The following is a 24486-nucleotide window of genomic DNA, read 5'->3' on the forward strand; positions in this document are numbered from 1 at the left end:
GCGGTGGGCTGACCGCCAGGTCGCCCCACCGGGCGTCCCACTGGCCGAGGAGGAACCGTGCTCGAGCCCCGGCCGTCGTCGTCGACGGCCGCGGACCGTGCCGACGACCGAGCGGGGGAGGAGAGCGCATGCGCGCGTTCCGTGTCACGCGCCCGGGCCCGGCGGCCGGGGGACCGCTCGAGCGGGTGGACGAGCCGGTGCCCGAACCCGGGCCCGACGAGCTGCTCGTCGCCGTCTCGGCGTGCGGGGTGTGCCGCACGGACCTGCACGTGGCCGAGGGTGACCTGCCGGTCCGCCGACCCGGGGTGGTTCCGGGCCACGAGGTCGTCGGGCGCGTCGAGCGGGTCGGCGGGGCCGTCGCGGGCTTCGCCGCCGGCGACCGCGTCGGCATCGCGTGGCTGCGCCGCACCTGCGGTACCTGCCGGTACTGCCGGCGCGGCGACGAGAACCTGTGCCCCTCCTCGCTCTACACCGGGTGGGACGCCGACGGCGGCTACGCCGAGTACGCCACCGTGCCCGCCGACTTCGCTCACCCCCTGCCCGGCGGCTACAGCGACGCCGAGCTGGCCCCGCTGCTGTGCGCCGGGATCATCGGCTTCCGTGCCCTGCGCCGCGCCGAGCTGCCCGAGGGCGGGCGGCTGGGGGTCTACGGGTTCGGTGGCAGCGCCCATCTCGCGAGCCAGGTCGCCCTGGCCCAGGGGGCGACGGTGCACGTCATGACGCGCAGTCCCGACGCCCGGGACCTCGCGCTGCGGCTCGGCGCGGCCTCCGCCCAGGGTGCCGCCGACCCGCCCCCGGAGCCCCTCGACGCGGCGATCCTCTTCGCGCCGGCCGGCGAGCTGGTGCCGCCCGCCCTCGAGGCCCTCGACCGGGGTGGCACGCTCGCCCTCGCCGGCATCCACGTCACCGACGTCCCGGTGCTCGATTACCAGCGCCACCTGTTCCAGGAACGCTCGCTGCGCAGCGTCACGTCGAACACCCGCGCCGACGCCCGCGAGTTCCTGCGCGTCGCGGGCGAGCACCACCTCGAGGTCACGACGGTGCCCTACCCCCTCGATGCCGCCGCGGCGGCGCTCGCCGACCTCGCGGCGGACCGCGTCACCGGCGCGGCGGTCCTCGTGCCCTGACCGTCGCGGTCCGGCGGGAGCCGGGCCGTCGGGACCGGACCGTCGGGACCGTCGGGCGGCCCTTCGGCCCTGTCGTCGCGGTGTCGGGTGGGGGAGTCTGCGTACGCCGGGTGCGGACCCGGCTCCGGCGCAGCCGCGTCGGGACGACGTGGACGGGAGGGCGCGATGTCCGAGGAGAGTGGTCCCCTCGTGGTGGCCGGTGCCGACGGCACCTCGCACGGGGACGCGGCCCTGCGGTATGCCCTACGGGAGGTCGCGCGTCGAGGCGGGCGGCTCCTGGCGGTGTCGGCCTGGGAGCGCCCGGAGATGTCGCTGTCGGAGTTCTACGGGCTGCCGATGCACGACGAGGCCAAGATCCAGGCCGCGCACGAGCAGGACACCCGCGACCGCGTCGACCGGGTCATGGCCGACGACCCCGGGGTGGCCGGGGTGACGGTCGAGGTCCGGGCCCGCGTCGGGCGTGCCGGCGACGTGCTCGTGGAGGCGGCCCGGGGCGCCGACCTGCTGGTCGTGGGGCACCGGGGGCGCGGGGGCCTGCGCAGCGTGGCGCTGGGTTCGGTCGCGTTGAGCTGCGTGCTGCACGCGCCCTGCCCCGTCCTGGTCGTGCCGGAGAGCAGCGACGCCGCAGCCGGGACCCGGTGACGGTCGACGTCCACGGGCGCAGACACGCCGAGGAGGAGTGATGGAGCAGCAGGGACGCACGACCGTGGTGGTCGGCCTGGACGGGTCGCCGCAGGCGGAGACGGCGCTGCGGTTCGCGGTCGAGGAGGCCGCGCTCCGGGGCGCGCAGGTGCGGGTGATCACCGCTCTCGAGCCCCCCGAGGTCTGGGCCTTCGCCGCCGGCATCGAGCCCGTGCCCGACACCGACGTGGTCCGCGCCGGGAGGCGGGATCAGATGAACGCCGAGGTGGAGCACGTCCGCGCACGCCTCCCGGAGCACCTGCGCGCGGTACCGATCTCGGTGGAGGCGGTGGCCGGTCGGGCGGCGCCGGTCCTCGTCGAGGCGGCCCGGGACGCCGACCTGCTCGTGGTCGGACACCGTGGCCGTGGCGGGCTGCGCAGCACGATGCTCGGCTCCGTGAGCCTGGGCTGCGTGCTGCACACCGCCTGTCCGGTCGTCGTCGTGCCACCGTCGCCCGGGCAGGAGACGTCGGAGCCGGCCGGCGCGGGCGGACCCGCGGCGCGGGTGTGAGTCGGGTGTGAGTCAGGTGTGAGTCACCGCGTCCCCGGGCACGGGGCGCCGTCGCTCAGGCCAGCGCGGCCAGGGCGGACGCCGGGTCCGGGGCGCCTCGGCGGTTGTGGGGCAGCAGGGCCAGCAGCCGCGCCATGCCGCAGGTGTCGGTCACGGCGGAGAACGTGAGGCCGGCGCCGATCACGCCGGCGAGGGCGACGAGGGGTCGGTAGCGCAGGCTCCCCAGCACGCCGGCGAGCACGAGCGACCCGGCGGTGAGCCGCACCTGCCGCTCCATGGCCCACGTGCCCGCACCCTCGCGGATCGGGCCGCCGTCGCGCTGCCAGTCGGTGACGCCGCCCCGCAGCACTTCGAGCCGTTCCATGCCGGTGCGGTCGAGGACGCCGCGGGCCTGCTCGGCCCGCGCGCCCGAGGCGCAGACGAGCACCACCGGGTCGTCGTGCTCCGCGCGGAGCTCGTCGCGGTGCTCGCGCAGCAGGTCGAGGGGGACGTTGTAGGAGCCCGGGATGTGCGCGGCGGCGAACTCGCCGGGGCTGCGCACGTCGATGAGGCGCGTGCCAGGGTGCGACGCGAGCAGCGCGCGCACGGCGGCGGTGTCGAGAAGGGGGCGGGTCGCGGTGCTCACGGGGCCTCCGGGTCGGTCGGGAGCGGTCGGGGGTCGTCGGGGGTCGTCGAGGGTCGTCGAGGGTCGTCAGTGCGAGGTGTCGACGGCGCGGCCGGACTCGATCCAGGCGGCTGTCCCGCCCGCGACGGAGACCGCCGGGGTCCCGGCCTGCTCGACGGCTTCGGCTGCCGTGGCGCTCCGGCCGCCCGAGCGGCAGATGATCTGCACCGGCTCCGGGCCGAAGCGCGCGGGGTCCGCCAGCACGTCCTCGAGGGGAACGTGGTGTGCCCCGGGGACGTGGCCGGCCTCGAACTCCTCGGTGGACCGGACGTCCACCAGGCGGCCCGGCGCCCAGCCGGACGCCGCCAACTCGTCGACCGAGGTCTCGCGCACGTTCGCCATCGCCGTCCTCTCGTCGCGCTGAACAAGTACCAACATACCGTCATTCAAGCCGGCGGGACGACGGGGTCCGGGTGGGGGGCGCCACTCCGGTGCGACGGGATCACGGGGTCACGGGCGGTGGAACGGCCGCTCCTCCACGGTGGTCTGCACGGTGCGGCCGCTCTCCCACGGGTTCGCGCCCGGGAGCACGTCCGGGGTGGGGATGTCGGCACGGCGCTGCCGGGTCTGCGAGCTCGAGACGCCGACCCGCCGGTCCCGCTCGGCGATCTGCGCCTCGTCGGCCTGCCCGTCCCGGGTGAAGGCCATCATCAGCTGCGGGACGCCGTAGGGGAAGTCGTCGCGGTCGTACTGCCAGGTGTGGAAGGTCTTCCCGTAGGTCGTCACGAGATCCTCGAAGTAGGCGCGGGACGCGAGCTCCGGGACCCCCGGGGTGACCAGGACGCCGGACTTGACCTCGTAGTGATGGCTGTGCCAGAGCCGCTTCTCGTCCTCGGGCAGGCTCCGGAAACGGTCTGCGCTGATGATGTACTCGATCCCGATCAGACGGGCGTCGGTGGCGTTCCGGTCGAAGATCACGCACTGGTGCAGGTCGGGCTGCAGGTGGATGCAGAAGTGCGACGCCTCCACCTGGCGTCCCATGTCGTCGGCGTACATGTGGAAGCCGTTGAGGTACGTGCTCATCGCGTCGAGCGGGTACTTCGGCTGGATCGTGCCGGCCGCGGCGTCGAGCACCCGGTGCTTCAGGGGATGTCCCTGGCTGATCTTCGCGATGGTGGCCGCCTTCCGGGCGGCGAGCACGCCGGCCGCGGTGGCGAGCCCGGAGGCGACGCCGACACCGATGGTCGAGGCGAGGCCTCGACCCCGCGGGAGCGAATCCGTTCCATCATGCGCAGCTGACATGGGGGCGGCTGCCCGGGCCGGAAGGACATCGAAACCGCGCCACGGCGGGCCGACACGCCGTCGTCAGGCGGCGAGCGTGATGCCGGACCGCACAGCGGTGTACGCGGCGAGCAGCAGCAGCAGCGCGGCGAAGACGCGGCTCAGGGACGGTGTGGAGACGCGGTCGGCGACGAGCTTGCCCAGCAGGGTGCCCGCGACGGCCGCAGCGGTCACCGGGACGACGACGCGGGCGTCGAGGGACTCCGTGCCGAGCCGGGGGACCAGCGCGCCCACCGAGTTGATCACGATGACCAGCAGCGACGTGCCGATCGCCGCACGGGCCGGCCACCGCATCACCAGCATGAGGACGGGGACGGCGAGGAAGCCGCCGCCCACGCCGAACAGGCCGGTCATGAGGCCGACCGCCAGGCCGCCGAGGACCACCAGCGCCGCACGGAGCACGCGGGAGCGCTGCCGCGCGGGAGCCCGCGGGTCGGTGCGGGGGGACCCCGCGTCGTCGTCGTCGTCCTCGTCCTCGTCCTCGCCACGGCGGGCGTCGCGGATCATCAGCACGGCGGCCACCGTGATGACCCCGGCGAAGGCGAGCAGCAGCGCCGCCGGGTCGAGGTCGCGGGCGAGGACGGTGCCGGCGACGGCCGATCCGGTGCCGACCGCCGCGAAGGCGAGCCCGGCGCGCCAGCGGACGTGGCCGCGCAGGGCGTGTGCGGGGAGCCCGGTGAGGGCGGCGATGCCGACGATCACCAGTGATGCCGTGGCGGCCTCGTGGGTCGACGCCCCGAGCAGGTAGACGAGGGCGGGCACGGTGAGCACGCCGCCCCCGCCACCCAGCGCTCCGACCACGAGCCCGATGGCGAGACCGATGCCGATCTCGAGCGCGAGCGTCACGGCGACCGGTCAGCCGGTCGCGAGACCGAGCTCGACCGCCCGGGAGTACTCGTCGTCCACGAGGACGACGTCGCGTCCCACGCGGTCGAGCAGGCTCGCGGCGATGCTGGACCGGAAGCCCGAGGCGCAGTGCACCCACAGCCGCCCGTCCGGCAGCTCGTCGAGGCGGGTCAGCAGGTCCTGCAGGGGGAGGTGCGCGGCGTCGGGGATGCCGCCCTGCGCGCGCTCGTCGTCACGACGGACGTCGAGGACGGGCTCGTCGGCCTCGGCCCCGGACCGGGCCGCCACGTCGGCGAAGGTGGCGGTGGGGTAGTGGCGGAGGTCGCCCGAGGGGGCCAGCTCGGCCGGGGTGCCGACCGCCGCCCCCGCCGGGCGGTCGATACCGATGCGGGCCATCTGCCGCTGGGCCTCGGCGACGTCGTCGGCGGTGTCCCCGATCAGCGTGACCGGCGTGCCCCAGGGCAGCAGCCAGCCCAGGTAGGTCGAGAACTGGCCGCCGAGCGCGATGCCGACCGTGCCCGCGACGTGCTCCGCCGCGTAGGCGGTGCGGTCGCGCAGATCGACGACCCACTCGCCGTCGGCGATGCGCTTGCGCAGCTCGTCCGGGTCGACCGCGGCCACGGGCGAGAGGTCGGCGGCGTCCGGTCCGGCCAGGTTCCGCGGGCCCATGTGCGCGTAGTAGCGAGGGTAGGCGGTCAGGTTCGCGACGAGCGTCGCGACGAAGCTGTCCTCGTCGGCGGCGAGCAGGGCGTCGTTGGCGGCGCGCTCGGCGCCGATCGTGCTGGAGTCGGCGCCCGTCGCACCGCCCGAGGAACAGAAGCTGCCGAAGCCGTGCGTGGGGAAGACGCGGGTCTCGTCGGGCAGCTGGGCGAGCCGCTGGGCCGACCGGTACTGGTGGTGGGTCAGCTCGATCGTGCGGGCGGCGTCGACGAGGTCGGTGCGCCCGACGCTGCCGAACAGCAGCGAGCCGCCGGTGAAGACCGCGGCCGGCTCGTCGGGTGCCGCGGTGTCGTCGACGACGTAGGACAGGTGCGTGACGGTGTGCCCCGGTGTGGCGACCGGCCGCACGCGCAGGCTCCCCACCGCGATCTCGTCGCCGTCGGCGACCCCACGGCGGTCGAAGGCCACGGGGTCCTCGGCGTTGACGAGGTAGTCGACCCCGATCTGCGCGGCGAGCGCGTGGCCGCCGGTGACGTAGTCGTTGTGGATGTGGGTCTCGGCGACCGCGCCGACCCGCACCCCCTGCTCGGCCAGGACCGCGTGGACGCGGTCGAGGTCGCGCTGCGGGTCGACGACGAGGGCGATCTCGCCGTCGTGCACCACGTAGCTGCGGTCTCCGAGGGCCTCGGTGGCGATGACCTCGACGTGCACGGAACCTCCCTCGTCGTTGGTATGTCCCAACATTAGGAGAGTTCGAGTGAGGCGTCAACCGAGGTCTCGGCGTGGTGTCCCGCGGCGCGACGGTCTCGCGCGGAGCGCTCCCGACCGGACCGCGGAAGGGCCGTCCTCGTGCCGGACTCAGGTCCCGGCGGCCGTGGGCATCGCCGGGGGGCGCGGCGGGGGCGGGGCCACGCCGAGGTGGAGACCGCGGGCGGAGAAGCGGGCGTCGAGGGCGAAGCGGTCGCCGCGCACGACCGTCTGGCGCCACTCGAGCGGTCGCCCCTGGGCGATGCCGGTGCGCTCGATGACGAAGACCGCGACGTCCACGCCGCACTCGAGCAGCTTCCGTTCGCCCGCGGTCGGGACCTGGGCGCTGATCCGCTCGTGACCCGACTCCAGGCGGGTGCCGGTCCGTGCGGCGAGCTCGGTGTAGAGCGAGGTGTGGGTGAAGTCGGCGTCGAGGATCGGGGCGGCGACCGCGGCCGGCAGCCACACGCGGTCCACGGCCAGCGGCGCGTCGCCCGCCCGGCGCAGGCGCTCGAGGTGCACGAGCGGGGTCGACTCCTCGAGCCCGAGGTGGGCCGCCACCACGCCGTCGGCCCGCACGTCGAGCACCCGCACCTCGGAGCGCTGCGTCAGCCCCGCGGCCTCCACGGAGGCGAACAGGCTGTAGAGCGTGCCGACGGGCTGCTCGATCTCCGCGCGGCGCACCCGCGGGGCCCGTCCCCGCTCGGCCGTGACCAGACCTTCGGCCCGCAGCCCCCGCAGCGCCTCGCGCACGGTGTTGCGGCTGACGTCGTAGTCGGTGACGAGCGCGTTCTCGCCCGGGAACGCCGTGTCGAACTCGCCCTCGGTCAGGCGCCGGCGCAGGTCGTCCTGGACCTGGGACCACAGGGGGACGGGGCTCTGGCGGTCCACGGCGCGCTTCGGCACCGCCCCAGCCTAACGTCGAGACATTGGGGTACGGGGACGTCCACGACGGTGAGGGCGACGGAGGTCCCGAAGCAGGCGGACCGTCGTCCCTGCCGGCGTGCCGGCAGCGCCGCGAGCCTCGGGCCCGAGCACCCCGAGGAGGAGCCATGGGCCCGACCGTCACCCGTCCCGAGCGGGCGACCACCCCGATCCGTCAGGTGGCGCAGCGCGACCTCGCCACCGTCCCGCCCGACGCCACGCTGCAGGAGGTGGCCGAGGAGCTCGCGATGGACGAGATCGGCGTGGTGCTCGTGGTGCACGGGCACGAGCCGGTCGGTGTCGTCTCCGAGCGCGACCTCGTCGCCGTGATCGCCGGCGGCGGCGACCTCGGCACCCAGGCCACCGAGCTCATGACCGTCGACCTGGTGTCCACCGGCGAGGACACCGCGGTCCTCGACGTCGCACGCCTCATGACCGACGCCGCGGTCCGCCACGTCCTGGTCCGCGGCGGCGAGGGGGAGGACCCGGCGGCCGGCCCGATCACCGGGATCGTGTCGATGCGCGACCTCGTCGGCTTCCTGCTCGAGCAGTCCTGACCCGCGACGCGGGACCTTCGACCCCTCGCGACGGGACGGACCGCGGACCGTCCGGCTCTGCCTCCCCCGGTGCCGTCCACGCGACGGTGGACCCGCGGCACGAGGCCGCACCGAGGGAGGGAAGACATGACCGACAACGGTCAGGCCGGCGTCATCGTCTGCGGGATCGACGGGTCGCACGGATCGCGGCTCGCGCTGCAGGAGGCCATCCGCACCGCGGCGCGCCGTGGCGGACGGGTGCGTGCCGTGGCCGTCTACGAGCCGCCGGAGATGTGGGCGGCCTGGGGCTACGGCCCGGCGTCGGCGCTCCCGATGCCCGACCCCGACGCGCTGCGCGACGAGGAGCTGCGCGCGGCCCGGGCCATGGTCGACGACGTCCTGGAGGAGACGGAGTGGGACGCGGCGCTGCCCGAGGTGACCGTCGAGGTCGCGCCGGGGCGGCCGGCCGAGGTGCTGGTCGACCTCGCCCGGGGCGCCGACGAGCTCGTCGTCGGTCACCGCGGCCGGGGCGCCTTCGGCAGCATGATGCTGGGCTCGGTCGGTCTGGGCTGCGTGCTCCACGCGAGCTGCCCGGTGACCGTCGTCCCCGAGCCGGTCGCGGCCTGAGGGGCCCGGCGTGTCCACCTCGACCCTCGACGAGGCGGTGGCGGTCGACCTCGACGGTCCGGTGGACCCCATCGCCCGCTCGGCCACGCTGATCACCGAGTCGACGCCCCTGCCGCAGGCCTGGGCGCGCCTCCACCGCGATCCCGACGCGTGCGGCGTCGTCGTGCGCGACGGGATGCCGATCGCCGTCGTCACCGCCGGCGGGCTCGCCGAGCGCTGGCCGGCCGGCGGACCGCTCGTCCAGCACCGGACCACCGTGCGCGACGTCCTCGACCGCCCCTGCGGGGTCGAGACGCTGGACGCGGAGGACTCGGTGCGCCACGCCGGCCGGCGCCTCCTCGGGACGGGTCTGCCCGCACTGCCCGTCCGTCCGCGACCCGAGACGACGTGGCAGGTGGTGACCACCCGCGGGCTGCTGGCCGCGCTGCTCGACGACGGGCGGCGACCGTGACGCCGACCGTGACGCCGACCCGGGGCGTGGTCGTGGGCCTCGACGGCTCGCCCGCCGCCGCGGCGGCGCTGGCGGAGGCCCTCGCGGAGGGCCGGCGACGGCACGAGCCCGTCACCGCCGTGACCGCCTTCCCGGCGGCCGGTTCCTGGGCGGACGGCGAGGACGTCGACGACCTCCCGGAGCCGGACCGGATGGCCGCGGCGGTCCACGAGCAGGCGCAGCGCTTCGCCGACGAGGCCCGGACGCCGCTGTCCGCCGAACTGCGGGAGGTCCCGCTCGCGGTCCGCGCGCTGCCGGGCTCGCCCGCGCCGGTGCTCGCCGAGGCGGCCGGCGGGGCCCCGCTGCTCGTGGTCGGCCACCGCGGGCGGGGTCCGCTGGGCAGCGCCGTCCTCGGGTCGACCGGTCTGCGGGTGCTCGCGCTCGCCCCGTGCCCGGTGCTCGTGGTGCGGCCCCGCGCGCCGGGGCCCGACGGAGCCGTCGTCGTCGGCGTGGACCGGTCACCCGGGTCGGCGGCCGCGCTGCGCTTCGCGCTCGACGAGGGCGTGCGCCGGGAGACCCGCGTCCTCGCGGTCACCGGCGTCGCGCCGCCCCCGACGACCGTGGGGTTCCGCCCGCTGGCGGGTCCCACCCTGGCCGGCGTGCGCGACGCGCTGCGCCCCCGCGTCGAACGGTTCGTGCAGGAGATCGTGAAGGAGCAGGCGCGCCACCGGCCCGTCCCGCACGTCGACGCCGTCGTGCGGGCCGAGGACCCGACCGTGGCGGTGATCGACGTCGCCGAGCAGCTGGGCGCGGCCGTGGTGGTGGTCGGGCGCACCGGCCACGGCGCCCTCGCGCGCTGGCTGCTCGGCTCGGTCGCCCACGGCACCGTGCTGCGCGCCCCGTGCCCGGTGGCGGTCGTCCCGCCCGATCCCGACCCCGGCCCTGCTGATCCCGACGGAGGACACGACGATGGATGACGACACGACGGCCCCGCTGGTCGTCGTCGGCGTGGACGGGTCGCCCGACGCCGACGCGGCGCTGCACCACGCGGTGGCGGAGGCCCGCCGCCGGCACGGCCGCGTCCTCGCGGTCGCCGCGTGCGACGTCCCGGCGCTCACCGCGATCGACGTGGAGTCGCTGCCCGTCAACCCCGAGGAGGTGCGGGAGAGCACCGAGCGTCGCGCCCGGGAGCATGCGCGGGATGTCGTCGCGGACGACGCGGACGTGTCCGTCGACGTCGTCGCGCGGCTCGGCCGCCCGACGCCCGTCCTGGTCGCCGCCGCGCGCGGCGCCGACCTGCTCGTGGTCGGCCACCGGGGCCGCGGGGCGTTCCGCTCGGCCCTGCTCGGGTCCGTCGGACTGGGCTGCGTCCTCCACGCCCCGTGCCCGGTCACGGTCGTGCGGGCCGCCCTCACCGGCGACGGCGCCGAGCGCGCCCGCAGCGGCGTGGCGGCCGGCACGTGACGGTGACGGAGGACCACGCCGTCGTCGTGGGGGTCGACGGCTCCGAGGGGTCCCGTACCGCCCTGCACCACGCCCTGGGCGAGGCGGCGCGGCGCGGCGCCGGCGTGCGGGTCGTCGTCTCCTACCTGCCCGTGGACTACTGGGCCGACCTGTTCGCCCTCGACCATCGCCCGCCCACGCCCGACCCGGGCAACGGGGCGACGACGCGGGCCCGGGCGCTGGTGGACGAGGTCGTCGCCGAGCGGGCGGCGGCCGGCGAGCCACCGGCCGAGGGCGGGATCGAGGTCGTGGGCGTCGCAGGCCCGCCCGCGGACGTCCTCGTCGACGTCGCGGCCGACGCGGATCTCCTGGTCGTCGGGCACCGGGGGCGGGGAGCGCGCCACGGCCGCCTCACCGGGCCCGTCGCCCTGGGCTGCGTACTGCGGGCCCGCTGCCCGGTGACGGTGGTGCCGGCACCCACCTGACCCGCCGGGTGCGCCGGTGATCGCGCCCCGCTCCAGCGCCCGGTAGGCGTCGAGGGCACCGTCGAGGGGATACGTCGTGACCTCGGTGCGGAGCAGGCCGCGGGCGGCGAGGTCGAGCACCTCGACCAGCTCGGGGCGCGTGCCCCAGTACGTGGTCTGCACCGACAGCTCGTAGGGCGCACGCCGAAGAACCCGACCGGCAGCGTCCCGCCCGCCAGCCCGATCACCGTGAGGTCGCCGAGGGCCAGGGTGGCGTCGGAGCCCACGCAGTCGAGGACGACGTCGGCGCCGCGGCCACCGGTGAACTGAGGGCCCCGGCAGGTACGCCTCCAGCGCAGCGACCGCGTGCTCGGTGTGCTGCTCCTGCCGGAACGCGAGGGCGGCGTGGCTGGCGGCGGTCCCCCCGCGGTCCTCGGCACGAGCCCCAGCCTCCGGTGGCCGCGACCGGCCACCCTGGGTCGACGGTCGCGCGGCGGCGGGACCGAGGGGCCTGCCCGACGGTTGGGCTGGACTCGTCTCGCCGGGGGAGCGGCCGGGTCCGGTCGCCGGGTGTCCGCCTCGGGACCTTCGGCCCTGCACGGCGGGTCCCCGGACGGTCACCCTGGGGCAGCGCCCGAGGTCGCCGTCATCGGAGGAGGTCCCGTGGACGAGGACGCGTCGTCACCGGAGGCCACCGTGGGCGAGGGCTGTCGACCCGGGATCGAGCCGTCGCCCGAGGCGTTCCCGGCGCGCCCGGCCGTCGCGGCCCGCGCGCGCTACCGGCCGTTGCGCCCCATCGAGGAGCTCATCGACGACGTCCTCGGCCGCACGGGCTGACCTCCCCGAGCAGCCTCGAGGAGCAGGGACGGTCTCCGCCGCTCAGCCCTCCGATGCGCGCCTCGGCACGACGAGGACCGGTCGGTGGACGTGGTGCAGCACCGCCATTGCCGTGCTGCCCAGCAGCATCTCGCGCAGTGCCGAGCGTCCACGCGAGCCGACCACGACCACACCCGCGTCGCGCTCCGCGGCCGCCGTGTCCAGCGCGTTCGCGACCGCCCGTGCGCCCCGTCCGTGCGCGTGCAGGTCGACGGCGGCCGGGGGCAGGTCCCCGGCCCCGTCCGTGGTGCCGCCGGCGTGGACGTGGGCCACGACGTGGTCGCGGTCCGGCAGCAGGGCGGCGGCCGCGCTCCGCGCGTGCTCGGCGCCCGCGGAGCCGTCGTGGCCGACCAGCACCGGGCCCGTCGCCGCGGCCGCACGCTCGCGGCGCAGCAGCGGGGGGACCACGAGCACCGGGACCGGGCTGTGGTGCACGGCGAGGTCGGAGACGCTGCCCATCACCGCCGCCGTCCCGCCCAGACCGCGTGCACCGACGACGACCGCGCGCGGGTGGAGGTCGTCGGCGATGCCGGCGAGCACGGCACCCGGGTCGGCGTAGGCGCGGTGGGCCACCGGCTCGGCCGACCACCCCGCCGCCCGCGCGAGAGCCGCTCCCTCCACGGCCGTCTCCTGCGCGTCGGCCGCGGACTCCTGCTCCATCAGGGCGCCCAGACGGTCGAGGGTGTGGGCGAGCCGGGTCACCCGGTGCCTCAGCACCGGGTCCACGGACGCCGGCGCCCAGACGGTCACCACGCGCGCGGCCGCTCGCGGGAACAGCAGCGCGGCCGTCGCGATCCCGCGGGCCGCCCCCCGCGAGCCGTCGAAGCCCACGAGCACGAGATCGGCGGTGCGGTCCGTCGCCGGGACGCCCGGCACCTCACTGGTCACGACGGCCAGCCTGCCGCGCTCGGTACGCCACGGGTACGGACCCCGGGACTGCACCGACGGGTCGTCGGCCCCGTCCGGAGGAGTGCGGGTGGCACTGGCGGTCCTCGCCCCGCCGGTGCATCACCGTCGGTCCTCGGTCGACCGCTCCAGGTCGCGGGCGGCGACGCGCAGGGTCGCGTCGATGCAGGCCGAGGCCTGCTCGTCCTGCATCGACGGCACCGACCACCCAGGTCAGGGTGCGCCGGACGTCGCGGTCGGGTTCGCGGCGCAACGAGGTCCGCGCCTGGTCCAGGGCGGCGAGCAGGGTCGCGCGCGGCACCCCGCGGCGGCTCAGGCCCACGACCTGGGAGGCGAGGTCGTAGGCCTCGGTCCGGCGACGCTCCGGCATGTCCATGGGGGTCTCCTCTCGGCGAGTCCAGCGCACCCCCGCCGGCGCACCGGATCGAGGTCCTCCCGGTCGCCGGCTCGGCGCCGCAGGTCCCCGGAGGAGCGGGCCCTGTGTCCCCTGTCCGGCCCGCGCGCCGGGGCGCGGCACGCGGTCGCCGGCACGACCGGCCCCGCCGACCGGGACGGACGCCCTCTTCACCGCCCGCCGCGACCGGGTTCGGGTGGTCCTCCGAGACACGGACGGTGGGAGGAGCACGATGGCGGAAGCGCAGGCGGGCCCGGTGGTGGTGGGGATCGACGGGTCGGTGCGCAGCGTCGAGGCGCTGCGATGGGCGGTGCGCCAGGCCCGGTTGACGGGCGCCGAGGTCCACGCCGTCACCGGCTGGGAGGTCCCGGCCACGATCATGCTGGTGCCGACGTACACCGAGGCCGACTACGCCCGGGAGGCGCGCGAGGTCCTGGACCGGGTGGTCGCCGAGGTCCAGGAGACCGAGGCCGACGTCGGGATCGAGAAGCACCTGGTCCAGCAGCGGCCGGCGTTGGCGCTGGCGGCGTGGGCCGAGGGCGCCCAGCTGCTGGTCATCGGGAGCCACGGACGTGGCGAGCTGCCCGGCATGCACCTCGGCTCCACGGCGTCGTACTGCGTGCACCACGCCCCGTGCCCCGTGGTGGTCGTCCGCGGCCGGCACCTCGGCTGAGGACGTCCGGGCCGCGCGGCGTCACGGCCGGCACGGGAGCCGACGTCGCCCGATCGCCGGGCTGCCCGGCACCGAGAAGGTCCCCGGGACCCTGCCCGATCCGGGCCCAGCGACCCTGCTGTGCCCGTCCCGCGTGACGCAGGGTGCGGCCATGTCCTCGACAGGGCGGCGCCGTGCGGGCGCCCTGACACGTCACGACGTCGTGGCCGGGTTCCTCGTGCTCACGGCCGTCGCGGTGTTCGCCATGGCGTCGGTGCCGGAGACGACCTGGCCGCTGGCCGACACGCGGCTCACCGCGGTCGTCGTGCTCGTCCTCGGGCTGACGGCGGCGGTGGTGGGAGGTTCCTGGCGGACGGCCGCGCGCGAGCTCGCGGTCATGCGCCCGCTCGCCGCGCTCGGGGGGCTCGCCGCGCTCGCGGCGGTGAGCACCCTGGTCACCGGCAGCCGCGTGATGCTCGCGGTGCTCGTCGTGCTCACCGTGGTGCTCTGGGCGCTCGCGACGGTCCACCACCTCACCGCGCAGCGGGAGCCCCCGGCCGGCCGGTGACGGCGACGGCCCGCAGGCCCCGCCGGAGTGGGGGAGCAGGGCCCTCCGGCCTCGGCCGCGGGACCGTCGGTCCGTGGCACGTGGCCGGTCCCGGTCGCGACGGTACGACCATGAACGCGACCCCGACCTCCGTCCTCGTCGTCGTGCTGATCTGGCTGGTCGTCGGGCTGGTCACCGGTTGGTGGATGATCCGGCTCGGACACAGCCCCCGATGGCTGTTCGTCGCGGTGGCGCTCGGGCCGTTGTTCGTGCCCGCGGCGCTGGAGCGGGTGGAGCGTCGCGCCCGGCTGGCCGCGCCCGGCCCGGACGCCGTCCCGAACCGTCAGACCGGAGCGCCGGATCAGCCCCGCGTGCTCGTCGGGCTGGACGGGTCACCCGAGTCCGAGCGGGCCCTGGCCACCGCGCTGGAGCTGCTCGGCCCGCAGCGCGGGATGGTCGTCCTGACCGAGGTCGTCTGCTACGAGGACGCCGACGACGACACCCACGAGCTGCTCGACGCCGCCACCGAACGGCTGGCCGCCGCAGCCGCCCGGGCCGGCGCACGCGGTATCACCGCGCGGTACGAGGTGCTGGCCGGCTCGCCGGGCGCAGCGTTGCGCCGCTTCGCCGAGGAGCAGGACATGGACCTGCTCGTGGTCGGCCGGCGCGGACGGGGCCTGTCGGCCCGGCTGCTGGGCAGTGTGTCGGCCGACGTCGTCCACCACTCCCCGGTGCCGGTGCTCGTCGTCGAACCGGCACCGGCCCCGCGAGCCGGCGCGGGCATGGAGAACACCGAGCGCACCGACCACGGCGTCCAGGAGGACCAGGGCGGCCCGAGCAGCGCACCCCGGTCCCCGTCCGACACGAGCACGCCCGCCCCGTGACCACTTTGTGGGGGTCCAGGCGCTCGGACAGGCCGCCATCACCTGCCTGCCCGCCATGAACACGATCTTCGACACCGCCCCCCTCGACGCGGAGGTCTGGCTGCGCATCCTGCCGTGGACAAGCGCCTCCGACCGGCCCGCGGGGCCACAAGATGAGGAGGGGCTGACCTGTGGAGCTGCACGCCTTCCCCCTCGTGGCGATCATCCTCGCCCTGGCCGCCGCGGTCGGGCTGCTCGCGGTCCGGTTGCGACAGCCGCTGATCGTCGCGTTCATCGGCGTCGGCGTGCTCGTCGGCCCGGTGGGCACCGGCTGGGTCGTGGCCGACGGCACCATCGAGCTGCTCGCCCGGATGGGCATCGCGATCCTGCTGTTCCTCGTCGGCCTGCGCCTCGACCCGCACCTGATCCGCAGCACCGGGCCCGTCGCGCTGGCCACCGGGCTCGGGCAGGTGCTGTTCACCTCGGTGTTCGGCTACCTGATCGCGATCGCTCTCGGCATGGACGTCGTCCCCGCGATCTACGTCGCGGTCGCCCTCACGTTCTCCTCCACGATCATCATCGTCAAACTCCTGTCCGACAAGCGCGAGCTCGACCAGCTCCACGGTCGGATCGCGGTCGGCTTCCTCATCGTCCAGGACATCGTCGTGGTCCTGGTGATGATCGCGCTGACCGCGTTCGGGCAACGCATCGGCGACGACCTCGCCCTCGGCATCGTCGCGATGGTCGGCCGGGGACTCGGCCTCCTGGCCGGCATCGGGCTGCTCATGCGCTACGTCCTGCCCCGGCTGCTGCACCACATCGCCCGGTCCCAGGAGCTGCTCGTCCTCTTCGGCGTCGCCTACGCCGTCTCGGTCGCGGCGCTCAGCGAGGCGCTCGGCTTCAGCTCGGAGGTCGGCGCCTTCCTCGCCGGGATTTCACTCGCCCCCACCGCCTACCGCGCGGCCCTCGGCGCCCGCCTGACCAGCCTCCGCGACTTCCTGCTGCTGTTCTTCTTCCTCGACCTCGGCGCCAGGCTCGAGTTCACCGACGCCGCCGCCCAGCTCACCGAAGCCGCCGTCCTCTCGGTCTTCGTGCTCGTCGGCAACCCGCTGATCGTCGTGCTCATCATGGCCGCGATGCGCTATCCGGTCCGGGTGGGCTTCCTGGCCGGACTCACCGTCGCCCAGATCTCCGAGTTCTCCCTCATCCTGGCCGCACTCGGGCTCAGCCTCGGCCACATCACCAACGCCACCGTCAGCCTGATCACCGTGGTCGGACTGATCACGATCGGTGGTTCCACCTACCTGATCATGTACTCGCACCCGATCTACGAGCGCATCAAGCGCTGGCTCGCCCCGCTCGAGCGGCGCGGCGCCGACCGGGCCCACCGCGCCGGCACCGAGGACGATGCCGACGCCGACACCGACGTCATCGTCTACGGGCTCGGTCGTTTCGGCGGCCACCTCGTCGATCGGCTCACTCGTGCCGGCCATCGGGTGCTCGCGGTCGACTACGACCCGCAGAAGACGCGGGACGACACCCGCGACGGCGTGACGACCCTGTACGGAGGTGCCGAGGACGTCCACCTCCTCGAGACCCTGCCCCTGGCCCGCGCCCGCTGCGTCATCAGCGCCATCCCCGACCTCGAGACCAACCTCGCGCTGCTGCACAACCTCCGCCACCACGACTACCGAGGACGCACCGCGGTGACCGCCTTCAACAGCGTCGATGCCGACCGGCTGCGAGCCGCCGGCCCCTCGGCGGTCCTCGAACCGTTCGCCACCGCCGCGACCGTGACCGTCGACGCGATCGACGAGCTGCTCGACACCGGTCACGGCGACCGCGAGACGCCGTGACGCGTCGAGCCGGTCGTCGACACGGTTCGCCCCGGGCGCGGCGGCGGTAGCGGGGAGGCGCGCGGCAGCCGCAGCCGCACCGTCTGCCCGGGCCGCAGGTCGCAGGTCTCGTCGCCGACCGCGACGCAGACCGGCTCCCCGGGCCCGTCGTCGGCCGAGACGCACACCTCCCGGTCGGTCACCCGCGCGGTCAGGGGCCGTCCCCGGTAGTGCAGTGCCAGCTCGAGCACACCGAAGCGACCGGGCCAGTGCGGATTGAACCGGAGCACGTCGCCGCGGGTCTCCACGCCGGCGAAGCAGCGCTGCACGAGGTCGACGGCCCCGGCCATCGCCCCGAGGTGGACGCCCTCAGCGGTGGTGCCGCCCTGGAGGTCGGCGACGTCGCTGCGCACGACGCCTCGGCGACGACCGCGGTGTGCAGTCCCGCCAGGTGCCGGCGCTCCCGGTGCACGAACCGGCGCTGGTGCAGCCGGGTGTGCCGGCCGGCGCCGTCGACGAACCGGGTGGTGCGGTGCAGCACGCCGCGCGCCGTGTCCAGCTGCTCGCGGTGCTCCAGCACCCGCACGCCCGACACGTCGAGCTACGCGCCGTCCTCCACCGCGATGCGCAGGTCGAGCCAGTTCGGGAGGTTGACCATGCTCTCGTTCTCGACCGCCACGCCGCCGACCACGTCGGACAGCCGGTTGAAGACGCCGGCGGCGTAGGTGCCCGGGTAGTGCACGCCGTCCGCGCGGCTCTCCGGCAGCGCACCGCGGGTGCCGAGGTAGCCGTTGCCGAGGGTGCACGGCGCCTCCCGGCGCCCCTCGTCGGCGGGATCCCAGCCGTCGAGCACGAGCGTCCAGGTGTCCGGTCGGGTCACCGGGGTTCCTGCTCGGCGCCGCCGTGGTCGACCAGGACCGCGGCGAGCCCGCGGCGGGGCGTGCGCGGCGGGGGCGGCGCCTCCGGAAGGGCCCGGCCGACCCGGAGGACGACGACCGGATGGCCCCCGACGAGCCGGCGGACGCGCTCGCGGGTCTCCACCACCTCGACGACCTGGGTGATCGGCGTCGCGGCAAGGTCGTGGCTCGTCGCCTCGAGGAGGACCGCGCTCATGGCCTCGCCCGCCCGCACGACCGACGCCGTGTCGTCGCCACCGGCGGACAGGACGAGCAGGGTGGAGGCGTCCGCGTGGTCGGCGCCGCCGGGGGGCTGGTGGAGACCCCCACCGGGGAACCACCGCAGCACGAGGTCGTCGTAGAGGTGGGGCTCGGCGAGCCGGGCGGCGTGGGGGATCCCGTCGGCGCCGCCCGCGTAGCGGTGCGTCCAGCGCTGCAGCTCGGCGGCGTACCCGGGCCGGGCGAGCTGGAGCAGCGCGGCGTCGCGCATCGCCTCGACGAGGGAGCGGCGGGCGTGGCCCGCGACCACGCGCAGGGCGCCGCCGAAGGCCCGGGCGGCGCGGGCGAGCTCGTCGACGACGCCGGGGTCGACGGGGTCGGCGGCGAAGCGGCGGCGGTCGGTCCGGCGACGCTCGATCGCGGCGGCCTGCCGGCGCACGTCGTCGGCGACGGCGTCGGCCGCCTGCCAGCCGACCTCCGCCACCCGGTGCTGCGGCGGACCCTCCCGGTCGAGCCGCACGAGCGGGGTCCAGCCGCGAACGGCGAGACCGAGACGCAGGTGGTGCAGCGCGGCGCCGCAGGCGAGCAGGGCGCCCCGGCCGCGCTCGTCGGTGAACGGCAGCCGCCGGTGCGGGTCGACGGCGAGCTCGAGGCGGTCGGGGTAGAGGGTCCACCGCCAGGGCTGGGTGTTGTGCTCCGACGGCGCGCGCAGCGAGCCCTCGAGCGCGGCGAGCACCGCCTCCCGCGGGCTCGTCGGCGTCCCGGACCCCGCCGGCGACGTCCCCCCGGCCTCGCGGCGCGTCTCCATGCCGGTCTCCTCGTCTCCCGTCGCCGTTCTCGAGGGTGCGCGCCGGCGGACGTCGGCCACCAGGCACGAAGTGCCCCGCCGAGCGGGACGATCGGCCCCCGATCCGGGTCCTGCGTCCCTGATCCTCGAGGCCCGGCTCCCGCAGCGTGCAGCGCACGGGCGGGGACCGGCGCGAGATCGGAGACGCGATGACGAGGAGCGGCGAGACCGGCGAGACCGGCGAGATGACGGTGGCCGAGTGCCACCGCCTGCTCGACAGCGTCCCCGTCGGGCGCATGGTCTTCACCGACGCGACCGGGCCCGCCGCGCACCCGGTGAACTTCCTCCGGCACGGTCCCTCGATCATCGTGCGGACCGGGGCGGGACCGAAGCTCGAGGCCGCCCGACGGGGCGACCTGGTCGCCTTCGAGGCCGACCGGGTCGACGCCGACACCCGCACCGGCTGGAGCGTGCTCGTGGTCGGGCGCGCCGAGGTGGTCACCGATGTCGACGAGCTGATCGCCGTCCTCGACGTGGCGCACCGGCCCTGGGTCCGCCGGCGGGGCGCCCACGTCGTGCGCATCGCCGCGCACCGGATCACGGGTCGGCGTCTGGTGCTCGACCCGACCGGGGACGGCTGAGGACCGGCCGATGGTCCCGTCGGTACCGGGTCCGCCGACCACCGTCACGAGGTCCGCCGGCGGTGCTGCGGCACCCGGCCGGGGGCGACGCTCGGCGTCGACGTCGCGGAGCAGCGGGAGGCGGCTCACATGGACAGGACGACCGAGGCGACCCGGCGGTGGGTCGGCGCCTTCGTGCCGCGTCGCTCGGCGCTGCGCCGTCCGAACCTTGGGTCGTCGCACAACAGGCCGAGCGGCACCAGGTCACCGCCACCGTCACCGCCGACGCGCAGCGCCTGCCGGGGCGGTCACGAGGACAGCGGCGCCATCGGCTGGCGCGCACCGGTGCGCAGGATCGCCGCCGACGGCACCGCGCGGGAGGCCCGGACGGACGTGGTCTCCAACGTCCGCCCCGGGGACACTCATCCCCTGTGGGTGGACGGCCAGGACCGGCCGGTGCCGGCGCCGATGCACCCGAGCGACCCGGCCACCCGGGGTGGTCTCCTGACCCTCGTCCTGGTCCTCGGGGACCTGGCCGTCTCGCTGCTGCTCCTCGCCGGCCTGCGCTGGGTCCTCGACCGGGTCCGGATGCGGCAGTGGGACGACGAGTGGCGCCACTTCGCCGGGCCCGACGAGGAGAGCCGGCGCTGAGGGCCGGCCGCCGGGTCAGCGGGGGAACACCGTGTCGCGCACGGCGCGCGTGACGTCGTCGAGCTCGGCGACCTGGGCGAGGAGCTGGTCGCGCAGCGTCGGCTCGGCGCCCGAGGCCGCGGCGGTGAGCGCGAGCCCCACCCGCTGGACGCGCTGGAGCACCTGTTCGGACAGCGACAGGACGAGCTGCTCGCGGTCCTCGAGGGCGCGGACGGCCTCACGATCGCGCCGCCCGCGGCCGAGCTCGATGGCGGTCGTGGCGTGGGCGGCGAAGGCGAGCAGCATCTCCGCCTCGACCGGGCCGAACACGTCGTCGGCGGCGGCGCGGGTCAGCACGAGCACCGCCCGGGAGCCGGAGGGCGGGGCGTCGAGGGGCACCGCCAGCACCGACCGCACCTCCGGTGCCCGCTCGACCACCCCGGTGGTGCGGGGATCGGCCGTGGCGTCGGCGACGAGCACCGGCCCGGCGGCGTCGAGGGCGGTCTGGGTGATCGAGCCGGGGACCTCGGCGGTCCGACCGGCCCAGGGGGCGAGGTGCCCCGCCGCCGCCGCGACGTGGGCCGTGGACGGGTCGGCGTCCCGGACCTCCGTGATCGCCGCACCGTGCGCCCGGGCCACGTCCACCGCGGTCTCCAGCAGGTGCTGGAGCTCGTCCTCGGGCGGGAGGTCCCCGGCGAGCAGGCTCCTGGCCAGCTGCGCGGAGGCGGCCTGCCAGCGTGCGCGCCGGCGCTCCCCGTCGAGGAGCAGGGCGTTCTCGACGGCGATCCCGGCCGCCCCGGCGAGCGCGGTGAGCAGCTGCTCGTCGTCGGCACCGAAGCCGCTCTCGTGCTCGCTCTCGGTGACGTAGAGGTTCCCGTAGACGGTACCGCCGGCGAGCAGCGGCACCCCGAGGAAGGACCGCATCGGCGGGTGGTCGGCGGGGAAGCCAACGGCCGACGGGTGGGTGGAGAGGTCGTCGAGGCGCAGGGCCCGCGGGTGGTCGATGAGCTCGCCGAGGACACCCTTGCCCTGCGGCAGCTCGCCGATCCGGGCCACCGTGCCGGCGTCCATGCCGACGTGCACGAAGCGGATCAGCCGGCCGTCGCGCACGACGCCGAGGGCCGCGTACCGCGCCCGCACCAGGCTCCGGGCGTTCTCGACGATCCGCGCGACGAGGTCGTCGAGCTCGTGGCCCGCGGTGATGTGGTGGACGGCGTCGAGCAGGCCGCGCAGCCGGCCCTGGGTGAGCTTGACCTCGGTGGCACGGTCGATGAGCTGGTCGAGCAGGTCGTCGAGCTCGAGCCGCGCCACCGTCGGGAACGCGAGGCCCTCGGACGGGGTCGTGGGCTCGGGACGGTCGGGCACAGCACCTCTCCGGCACGCTGCGGTCTGGACGTGGGACGAACCCTCATCGTCCGAGGAACGACGGTGCTGTCAAGCACCGTGATCGACCGCGACGGGCGCGACGCGGACGCGGGCGTCCACGAGCCGGCACGCGTCCGGGGTGCAGACGACGGGGTTGAGGTCCATCTCGGCGATCTGGGGGAGGAGGTCGGCGAGCCGGGCGACCCGGGCGACGACCGTCCCGAGCCGCTCGCGGTCCACCAGCCGCGCCGCGATGCCGCGGCGCAGCGGGAGTTCGTCGAGGAGCTCGGCGAGATCGGTGGTCGTCATCGGGACGAGGCGGTGCCAGCGCCGGTCCGCCACGTCGGTGCCCGTCCCGCCGACGCCGGCGGTGACGAGGGCACCGAAGTCCGGGTCGCCGGCCACGCCCACGAGCATCTCGACGCCCGCGGGCGCCATGGGCTGGACGACGAACCCGCGCCACGCCCCGGCGAAGGCGGCCACGAAACCGGTCGCCGCGGCCCGGACGGCGACGTCGCCCCGCAGCGACAGGGCGACCCCGCCCTGCTCGGACTTGTGCAGCACGCCCTCGGCGACGACCTTGAGCGCGACCGGTCCACCGATCGCGCGGGCGGCGGCGACCGCCTCGTCGACGGTGCGCACCACGCGGGCCGGCAGGAGGTCGAGCCCCGCGGCGTGCAGGAGGGTGGCGCACTCGTCCGGCTCCAGCCACCCGCCGCCGGGGTGGGCGTCCAGGGCGCCCGCCACCACCGCCCGGGCGGCGGCGAGGTCGACGGGGTGCTCGTCGGCGGGCAGCGGGCGCCCGGGGTCGCGGGCGAGGTCGGCACCGCGGCGGACGAGGTGCGCGAGCGCCCGCACGGCGTCGGCCGGGTCGGCGAACACGGCCGCGCGCGGGATGCCGTCCGGGTCGAGCAGGGGAGCCACCCGGGCCCGTCGGCCCAGCGCGACCGTGACGACGGGGACCGCCCGCCCGGCCGGACGGGCCAGGGCGGCGCCGAGCCCCGTGCCCGGGTCGCCGAGGGCGGTCGGGCAGGCGACGGTGAGCACGGCGTCGACCTCGGCGGCCTCGCGCAGCACGTCGAGGCACGCGGCGAAGGTCGTCGCATCGGCGGTGGCGGTGGTGTCGACGGGCCCGCCGGTGGCCGCGGTCGACGGGAGCAGGGCGTCGAGTCGGGCCCGGGTGGCCGGGCCCAGCGGCGGGACGCGCAGCCCGGCGGCCACGCACGCGTCGGCGGCGAGCACGTTCGTCCCGCCGGCGTTGCCGAGCACCGCGATCCGGTCGCCCGCGGCGGGCGCGCTCCAGGACAGCGCGGCGAGGGCACCGGCGAGCTCGCCGAGGTCGTCGACGGGCTGGACCCCCGCCTGCCGATAGAGGGCGTCGCGGCGCACCGCCGGCGTGGCCGACGCCGCGGTGTGCGACGCCGCCGCCCGCGCCCCGACCTCGCTGCTCGCCGCCCGCACGGCGAGCACGGGGATCCGGGCGGAGGCCCGCCGCGCCAGGCGGGAGAAGGCGCGCGGGTTGCCGAACGACTCGACGTGCAGGACGGCCACCTGCGTGCCGGTGTCCTCGGACCACCAGGCGAGCAGGTCGTTGCTGCTGACGTCGTAGCGGTCGCCGACCGAGACGAGGGTGGAGACACCGAGCCCGAGCCCCCGCAGGGCCTCGAGCACCGCGATCGCCACCCCGCCGGACTGGGTGACGACGCCGACCGAGCCGGACGGCGCTGCGCCCGGGGCGAAGGTCGCGTCGAGCCGCACGTCGGGCGCGGTGTCGACCAGCCCCAGGCAGTTCGGCCCGACCAGGCGCATCCCGTGCCGGTGCACGGCCTCCAGGACGGCGCCGTCGACCCCGGCGGCCGCGAGCCCCGAGGTGATCACGAGCACGGCCCGCACCCCGCGCTCCCCGCACGCCTGCACGAGCGCGGGGAGGGTGGCCGGCGGGGTGGCGAGGACCGCGAGGTCGGGCGCCTCGGGCAGCAGGTCGACCGAGGCCACGGCCGGGAGGCCCGCCACGCGGTCCGCGTGCGGGTGGACGACGTGGACGCGTCCGGTGAAGCCACCGGCGAGCACGGCGTCGAGGACCGCCCGGCCCACCGAGCCCGGCCGCCGACCCGCGCCGACGACCGCCACCGAGCGCGGGCGCAGGACGGGGCCGAGGCCGGCCCGGGCCGCGTGGGCGGCCCGGGCCGCGGTCGCGGTGGCGAAGGCGGCCGTCGCGGCCGGGTCCCCGGGGTCGGGCAGGGTGACGACGACGTGCAGCGACGGGCCGTCCAGCTCGCGCGTCACGGGTAGCCCGAGGTCGGCGAACACCCGGCGCATGGCGGCGTTCTCGGTGAGCACCTCGGCGGTCCAGCGCCGCACGCCGCGCCGGACGGACTCCTGGACGGCCCGCTCGAGCAGGGCGGTCCCCACCCCGTGAGCCTGCACCCGGTGCCCGACCGTCACGGCGACCTCCGCGTCCTCCGGGCGCGCCCCGGCCGGTGCGACCTGCACCGCGCCGACCAGCTCGGCGCCCAGGAACGCCCCCCAGACGGTGCTCGAGGCCGCGGCCTCGACCGCGTACGTGTCGAGCGCGTGCGGGGAGAGCGTCGCGAACCGCAGCCACCGGTCGTGCTCCGGCAGCTCGCGGTGCAGGCGCACCAGGGCGGGCCCGTCCCGGCGGTCCAGGGGCCGGATGTCCACCGGGCTGCCGTCCGCGAGCAGCACGCGCCGGTCGACAGTGGGCTCGGCGGGGTCGAGGACGCTCATGGGCCGATCACAGCCGAGGCTCCGGGCGAGACGGCAGGGCCGTCGGCCCGGCGGTCACGGGACCTCCGGGCCGGGCGGCGGGGACGGGGCGGCGGACCGTCGCCGGGGGACCGGCGCGGGACCTCCGGCCCTGGCCGCGCCGGGCCGTCGGGGCCAGGATGGGCGGCCGAGGTGCGACGCGGAGGGGGAGACGGCCGTCGTGGTGGA

General features: G+C 76.4%; 27 protein-coding genes and 1 pseudogene. 16 read left to right on the forward strand and 12 right to left on the reverse strand.

Going from position 1 to position 24486, the window contains the following annotated elements; all coding sequences use genetic code 11:
• Window positions 1–128 precede the first annotated feature (128 nt).
• The 3 genes from ACYX4T_RS04020 (at window position 129) to ACYX4T_RS04030 (ending at window position 2319) form a co-directional block, all read left to right on the forward strand.
• Entirely contained in the window at window positions 129–1127 is a 999-nt protein-coding gene (locus ACYX4T_RS04020; RefSeq protein WP_476013288.1) for a zinc-binding alcohol dehydrogenase family protein, read from the forward strand.
• Window positions 1128–1292: 165 nt separating this feature from the next.
• Window positions 1293–1769, forward strand: a complete 477-nt coding sequence (locus tag ACYX4T_RS04025) for a universal stress protein (RefSeq protein WP_476013289.1) — start codon at window positions 1293–1295, stop codon at window positions 1767–1769.
• A gap of 40 nt (window positions 1770–1809) precedes the next feature.
• Window positions 1810–2319: a universal stress protein gene (locus ACYX4T_RS04030; RefSeq protein WP_476013290.1), complete on the forward strand. Its 510-nt coding sequence runs from the start codon at window positions 1810–1812 to the stop codon at window positions 2317–2319.
• Window positions 2320–2374: 55 nt separating this feature from the next.
• On the opposite strand, the gene ACYX4T_RS04035 is transcribed toward ACYX4T_RS04030, so the two are convergent.
• The 6 genes from ACYX4T_RS04035 to ACYX4T_RS04060 all read right to left on the reverse strand — a co-directional run bounded on the left by ACYX4T_RS04035 (window position 2375) and on the right by ACYX4T_RS04060 (window position 7423).
• Entirely contained in the window at window positions 2375–2944 is a 570-nt protein-coding gene (locus ACYX4T_RS04035; RefSeq protein ID WP_476013291.1) for a rhodanese-like domain-containing protein, read from the reverse strand.
• A 66-nt stretch (window positions 2945–3010) separates the two neighbouring features.
• Window positions 3011–3325: a rhodanese-like domain-containing protein gene (locus ACYX4T_RS04040; RefSeq protein WP_476013292.1), complete on the reverse strand. Its 315-nt coding sequence runs from the start codon at window positions 3323–3325 to the stop codon at window positions 3011–3013.
• Between the two features lie 108 nt (window positions 3326–3433).
• On the reverse strand, window positions 3434–4123 hold the full coding sequence (locus ACYX4T_RS04045) for an OBAP family protein (RefSeq protein WP_476013293.1): 690 nt from the start codon (window positions 4121–4123) through the stop codon (window positions 3434–3436).
• Between the two features lie 165 nt (window positions 4124–4288).
• Window positions 4289–5110, reverse strand: coding sequence for a sulfite exporter TauE/SafE family protein (locus ACYX4T_RS04050; protein WP_476013294.1), 822 nt, complete (start codon window positions 5108–5110; stop codon window positions 4289–4291).
• 9 nt (window positions 5111–5119) lie between these two features.
• Window positions 5120–6481 carry an MBL fold metallo-hydrolase gene (locus ACYX4T_RS04055; protein WP_476013295.1) on the reverse strand — a complete coding sequence of 454 codons (1362 nt, stop codon included), beginning with the start codon at window positions 6479–6481 and terminating at the stop codon, window positions 5120–5122.
• A gap of 147 nt (window positions 6482–6628) precedes the next feature.
• On the reverse strand, window positions 6629–7423 hold the full coding sequence (locus tag ACYX4T_RS04060) for a GntR family transcriptional regulator (RefSeq protein ID WP_476013296.1): 795 nt from the start codon (window positions 7421–7423) through the stop codon (window positions 6629–6631).
• A gap of 146 nt (window positions 7424–7569) precedes the next feature.
• Between ACYX4T_RS04060 and ACYX4T_RS04065 the strand changes: the two genes are divergently transcribed.
• The 7 genes from ACYX4T_RS04065 to ACYX4T_RS04095 all read left to right on the forward strand — a co-directional run bounded on the left by ACYX4T_RS04065 (window position 7570) and on the right by ACYX4T_RS04095 (window position 11778).
• Entirely contained in the window at window positions 7570–7998 is a 429-nt protein-coding gene (locus ACYX4T_RS04065; RefSeq protein ID WP_476013297.1) for a CBS domain-containing protein, read from the forward strand.
• Window positions 7999–8124: 126 nt separating this feature from the next.
• On the forward strand, window positions 8125–8604 hold the full coding sequence (locus ACYX4T_RS04070) for a universal stress protein (protein WP_476013298.1): 480 nt from the start codon (window positions 8125–8127) through the stop codon (window positions 8602–8604).
• Between the two features lie 10 nt (window positions 8605–8614).
• Window positions 8615–9055 carry a CBS domain-containing protein gene (locus ACYX4T_RS04075; protein WP_476013299.1) on the forward strand — a complete coding sequence of 147 codons (441 nt, stop codon included), beginning with the start codon at window positions 8615–8617 and terminating at the stop codon, window positions 9053–9055.
• Window positions 9056–9063: 8 nt separating this feature from the next.
• The gene (locus tag ACYX4T_RS04080) at window positions 9064–10011 is read left to right on the forward strand and encodes a universal stress protein (protein ID WP_476013300.1); all 948 of its coding nucleotides are present in this window, start codon (window positions 9064–9066) and stop codon (window positions 10009–10011) included.
• Window positions 10004–10498 carry a universal stress protein gene (locus ACYX4T_RS04085; protein WP_476013301.1) on the forward strand — a complete coding sequence of 165 codons (495 nt, stop codon included), beginning with the start codon at window positions 10004–10006 and terminating at the stop codon, window positions 10496–10498. Before ACYX4T_RS04080 ends, ACYX4T_RS04085 begins: the two co-directional genes overlap by 8 nt.
• Window positions 10495–10962 (forward strand): universal stress protein, encoded by a 468-nt coding sequence (locus ACYX4T_RS04090; RefSeq protein ID WP_476013302.1) that lies wholly within the window; start codon window positions 10495–10497, stop codon window positions 10960–10962. Before ACYX4T_RS04085 ends, ACYX4T_RS04090 begins: the two co-directional genes overlap by 4 nt.
• A gap of 642 nt (window positions 10963–11604) precedes the next feature.
• Window positions 11605–11778 carry a hypothetical protein gene (locus tag ACYX4T_RS04095; protein WP_476013303.1) on the forward strand — a complete coding sequence of 58 codons (174 nt, stop codon included), beginning with the start codon at window positions 11605–11607 and terminating at the stop codon, window positions 11776–11778.
• Window positions 11779–11820: 42 nt separating this feature from the next.
• Here the strand turns inward: ACYX4T_RS04095 and ACYX4T_RS04100 are convergent, their stop codons facing one another.
• Window positions 11821–12705, reverse strand: a complete 885-nt coding sequence (locus ACYX4T_RS04100) for a universal stress protein (protein WP_476013304.1) — start codon at window positions 12703–12705, stop codon at window positions 11821–11823.
• A gap of 644 nt (window positions 12706–13349) precedes the next feature.
• Between ACYX4T_RS04100 and ACYX4T_RS04105 the strand changes: the two genes are divergently transcribed.
• The 4 genes from ACYX4T_RS04105 to ACYX4T_RS04120 all read left to right on the forward strand — a co-directional run bounded on the left by ACYX4T_RS04105 (window position 13350) and on the right by ACYX4T_RS04120 (window position 17035).
• On the forward strand, window positions 13350–13790 hold the full coding sequence (locus ACYX4T_RS04105; RefSeq protein ID WP_476013305.1) for a universal stress protein: 441 nt from the start codon (window positions 13350–13352) through the stop codon (window positions 13788–13790).
• 151 nt (window positions 13791–13941) lie between these two features.
• Window positions 13942–14337: a hypothetical protein gene (locus tag ACYX4T_RS04110; RefSeq protein ID WP_476013306.1), complete on the forward strand. Its 396-nt coding sequence runs from the start codon at window positions 13942–13944 to the stop codon at window positions 14335–14337.
• Between the two features lie 110 nt (window positions 14338–14447).
• Window positions 14448–15200: a universal stress protein gene (locus ACYX4T_RS04115; RefSeq protein WP_476013307.1), complete on the forward strand. Its 753-nt coding sequence runs from the start codon at window positions 14448–14450 to the stop codon at window positions 15198–15200.
• A 170-nt stretch (window positions 15201–15370) separates the two neighbouring features.
• Window positions 15371–17035 (forward strand): cation:proton antiporter, encoded by a 1665-nt coding sequence (locus ACYX4T_RS04120; RefSeq protein WP_476013308.1) that lies wholly within the window; start codon window positions 15371–15373, stop codon window positions 17033–17035.
• Here the strand turns inward: ACYX4T_RS04120 and ACYX4T_RS04125 are convergent.
• From ACYX4T_RS04125 to ACYX4T_RS04135, 3 genes and pseudogenes are all read right to left on the reverse strand, one after another.
• Window positions 17011–17427 carry a glycosyl hydrolase family 65 domain-containing protein gene (locus ACYX4T_RS04125; protein ID WP_476013309.1) on the reverse strand — a complete coding sequence of 139 codons (417 nt, stop codon included), beginning with the start codon at window positions 17425–17427 and terminating at the stop codon, window positions 17011–17013. The genes ACYX4T_RS04120 and ACYX4T_RS04125 overlap by 25 nt on opposite strands.
• Before the next feature lie 17 nt (window positions 17428–17444).
• A pseudogene (locus tag ACYX4T_RS04130) lies at window positions 17445–17894 on the reverse strand (glycoside hydrolase family 65 protein); the annotation flags it as partial.
• Window positions 17891–18937, reverse strand: a complete 1047-nt coding sequence (locus ACYX4T_RS04135) for an Acg family FMN-binding oxidoreductase (protein ID WP_476013310.1) — start codon at window positions 18935–18937, stop codon at window positions 17891–17893. The gene ACYX4T_RS04135 and the pseudogene ACYX4T_RS04130, both read right to left, overlap by 4 nt.
• 188 nt (window positions 18938–19125) lie before the next feature.
• Between ACYX4T_RS04135 and ACYX4T_RS04140 the strand changes: the two genes are divergently transcribed.
• On the forward strand, window positions 19126–19557 hold the full coding sequence (locus ACYX4T_RS04140) for a pyridoxamine 5'-phosphate oxidase family protein (protein ID WP_476013311.1): 432 nt from the start codon (window positions 19126–19128) through the stop codon (window positions 19555–19557).
• A 129-nt stretch (window positions 19558–19686) separates the two neighbouring features.
• Window positions 19687–20187, forward strand: coding sequence for a hypothetical protein (locus tag ACYX4T_RS04145; protein ID WP_476013312.1), 501 nt, complete (start codon window positions 19687–19689; stop codon window positions 20185–20187).
• Between the two features lie 15 nt (window positions 20188–20202).
• On the opposite strand, the gene ACYX4T_RS04150 is transcribed toward ACYX4T_RS04145, so the two are convergent.
• Window positions 20203–21531 (reverse strand): GAF domain-containing protein, encoded by a 1329-nt coding sequence (locus ACYX4T_RS04150; protein WP_476013313.1) that lies wholly within the window; start codon window positions 21529–21531, stop codon window positions 20203–20205.
• A gap of 69 nt (window positions 21532–21600) precedes the next feature.
• Window positions 21601–24279 carry a bifunctional acetate--CoA ligase family protein/GNAT family N-acetyltransferase gene (locus ACYX4T_RS04155; protein WP_476013314.1) on the reverse strand — a complete coding sequence of 893 codons (2679 nt, stop codon included), beginning with the start codon at window positions 24277–24279 and terminating at the stop codon, window positions 21601–21603.
• Window positions 24280–24486: the final 207 nt, after the last annotated feature.

This window comes from Actinomycetospora sp. ABD4_176 (assembly GCF_056311855.1).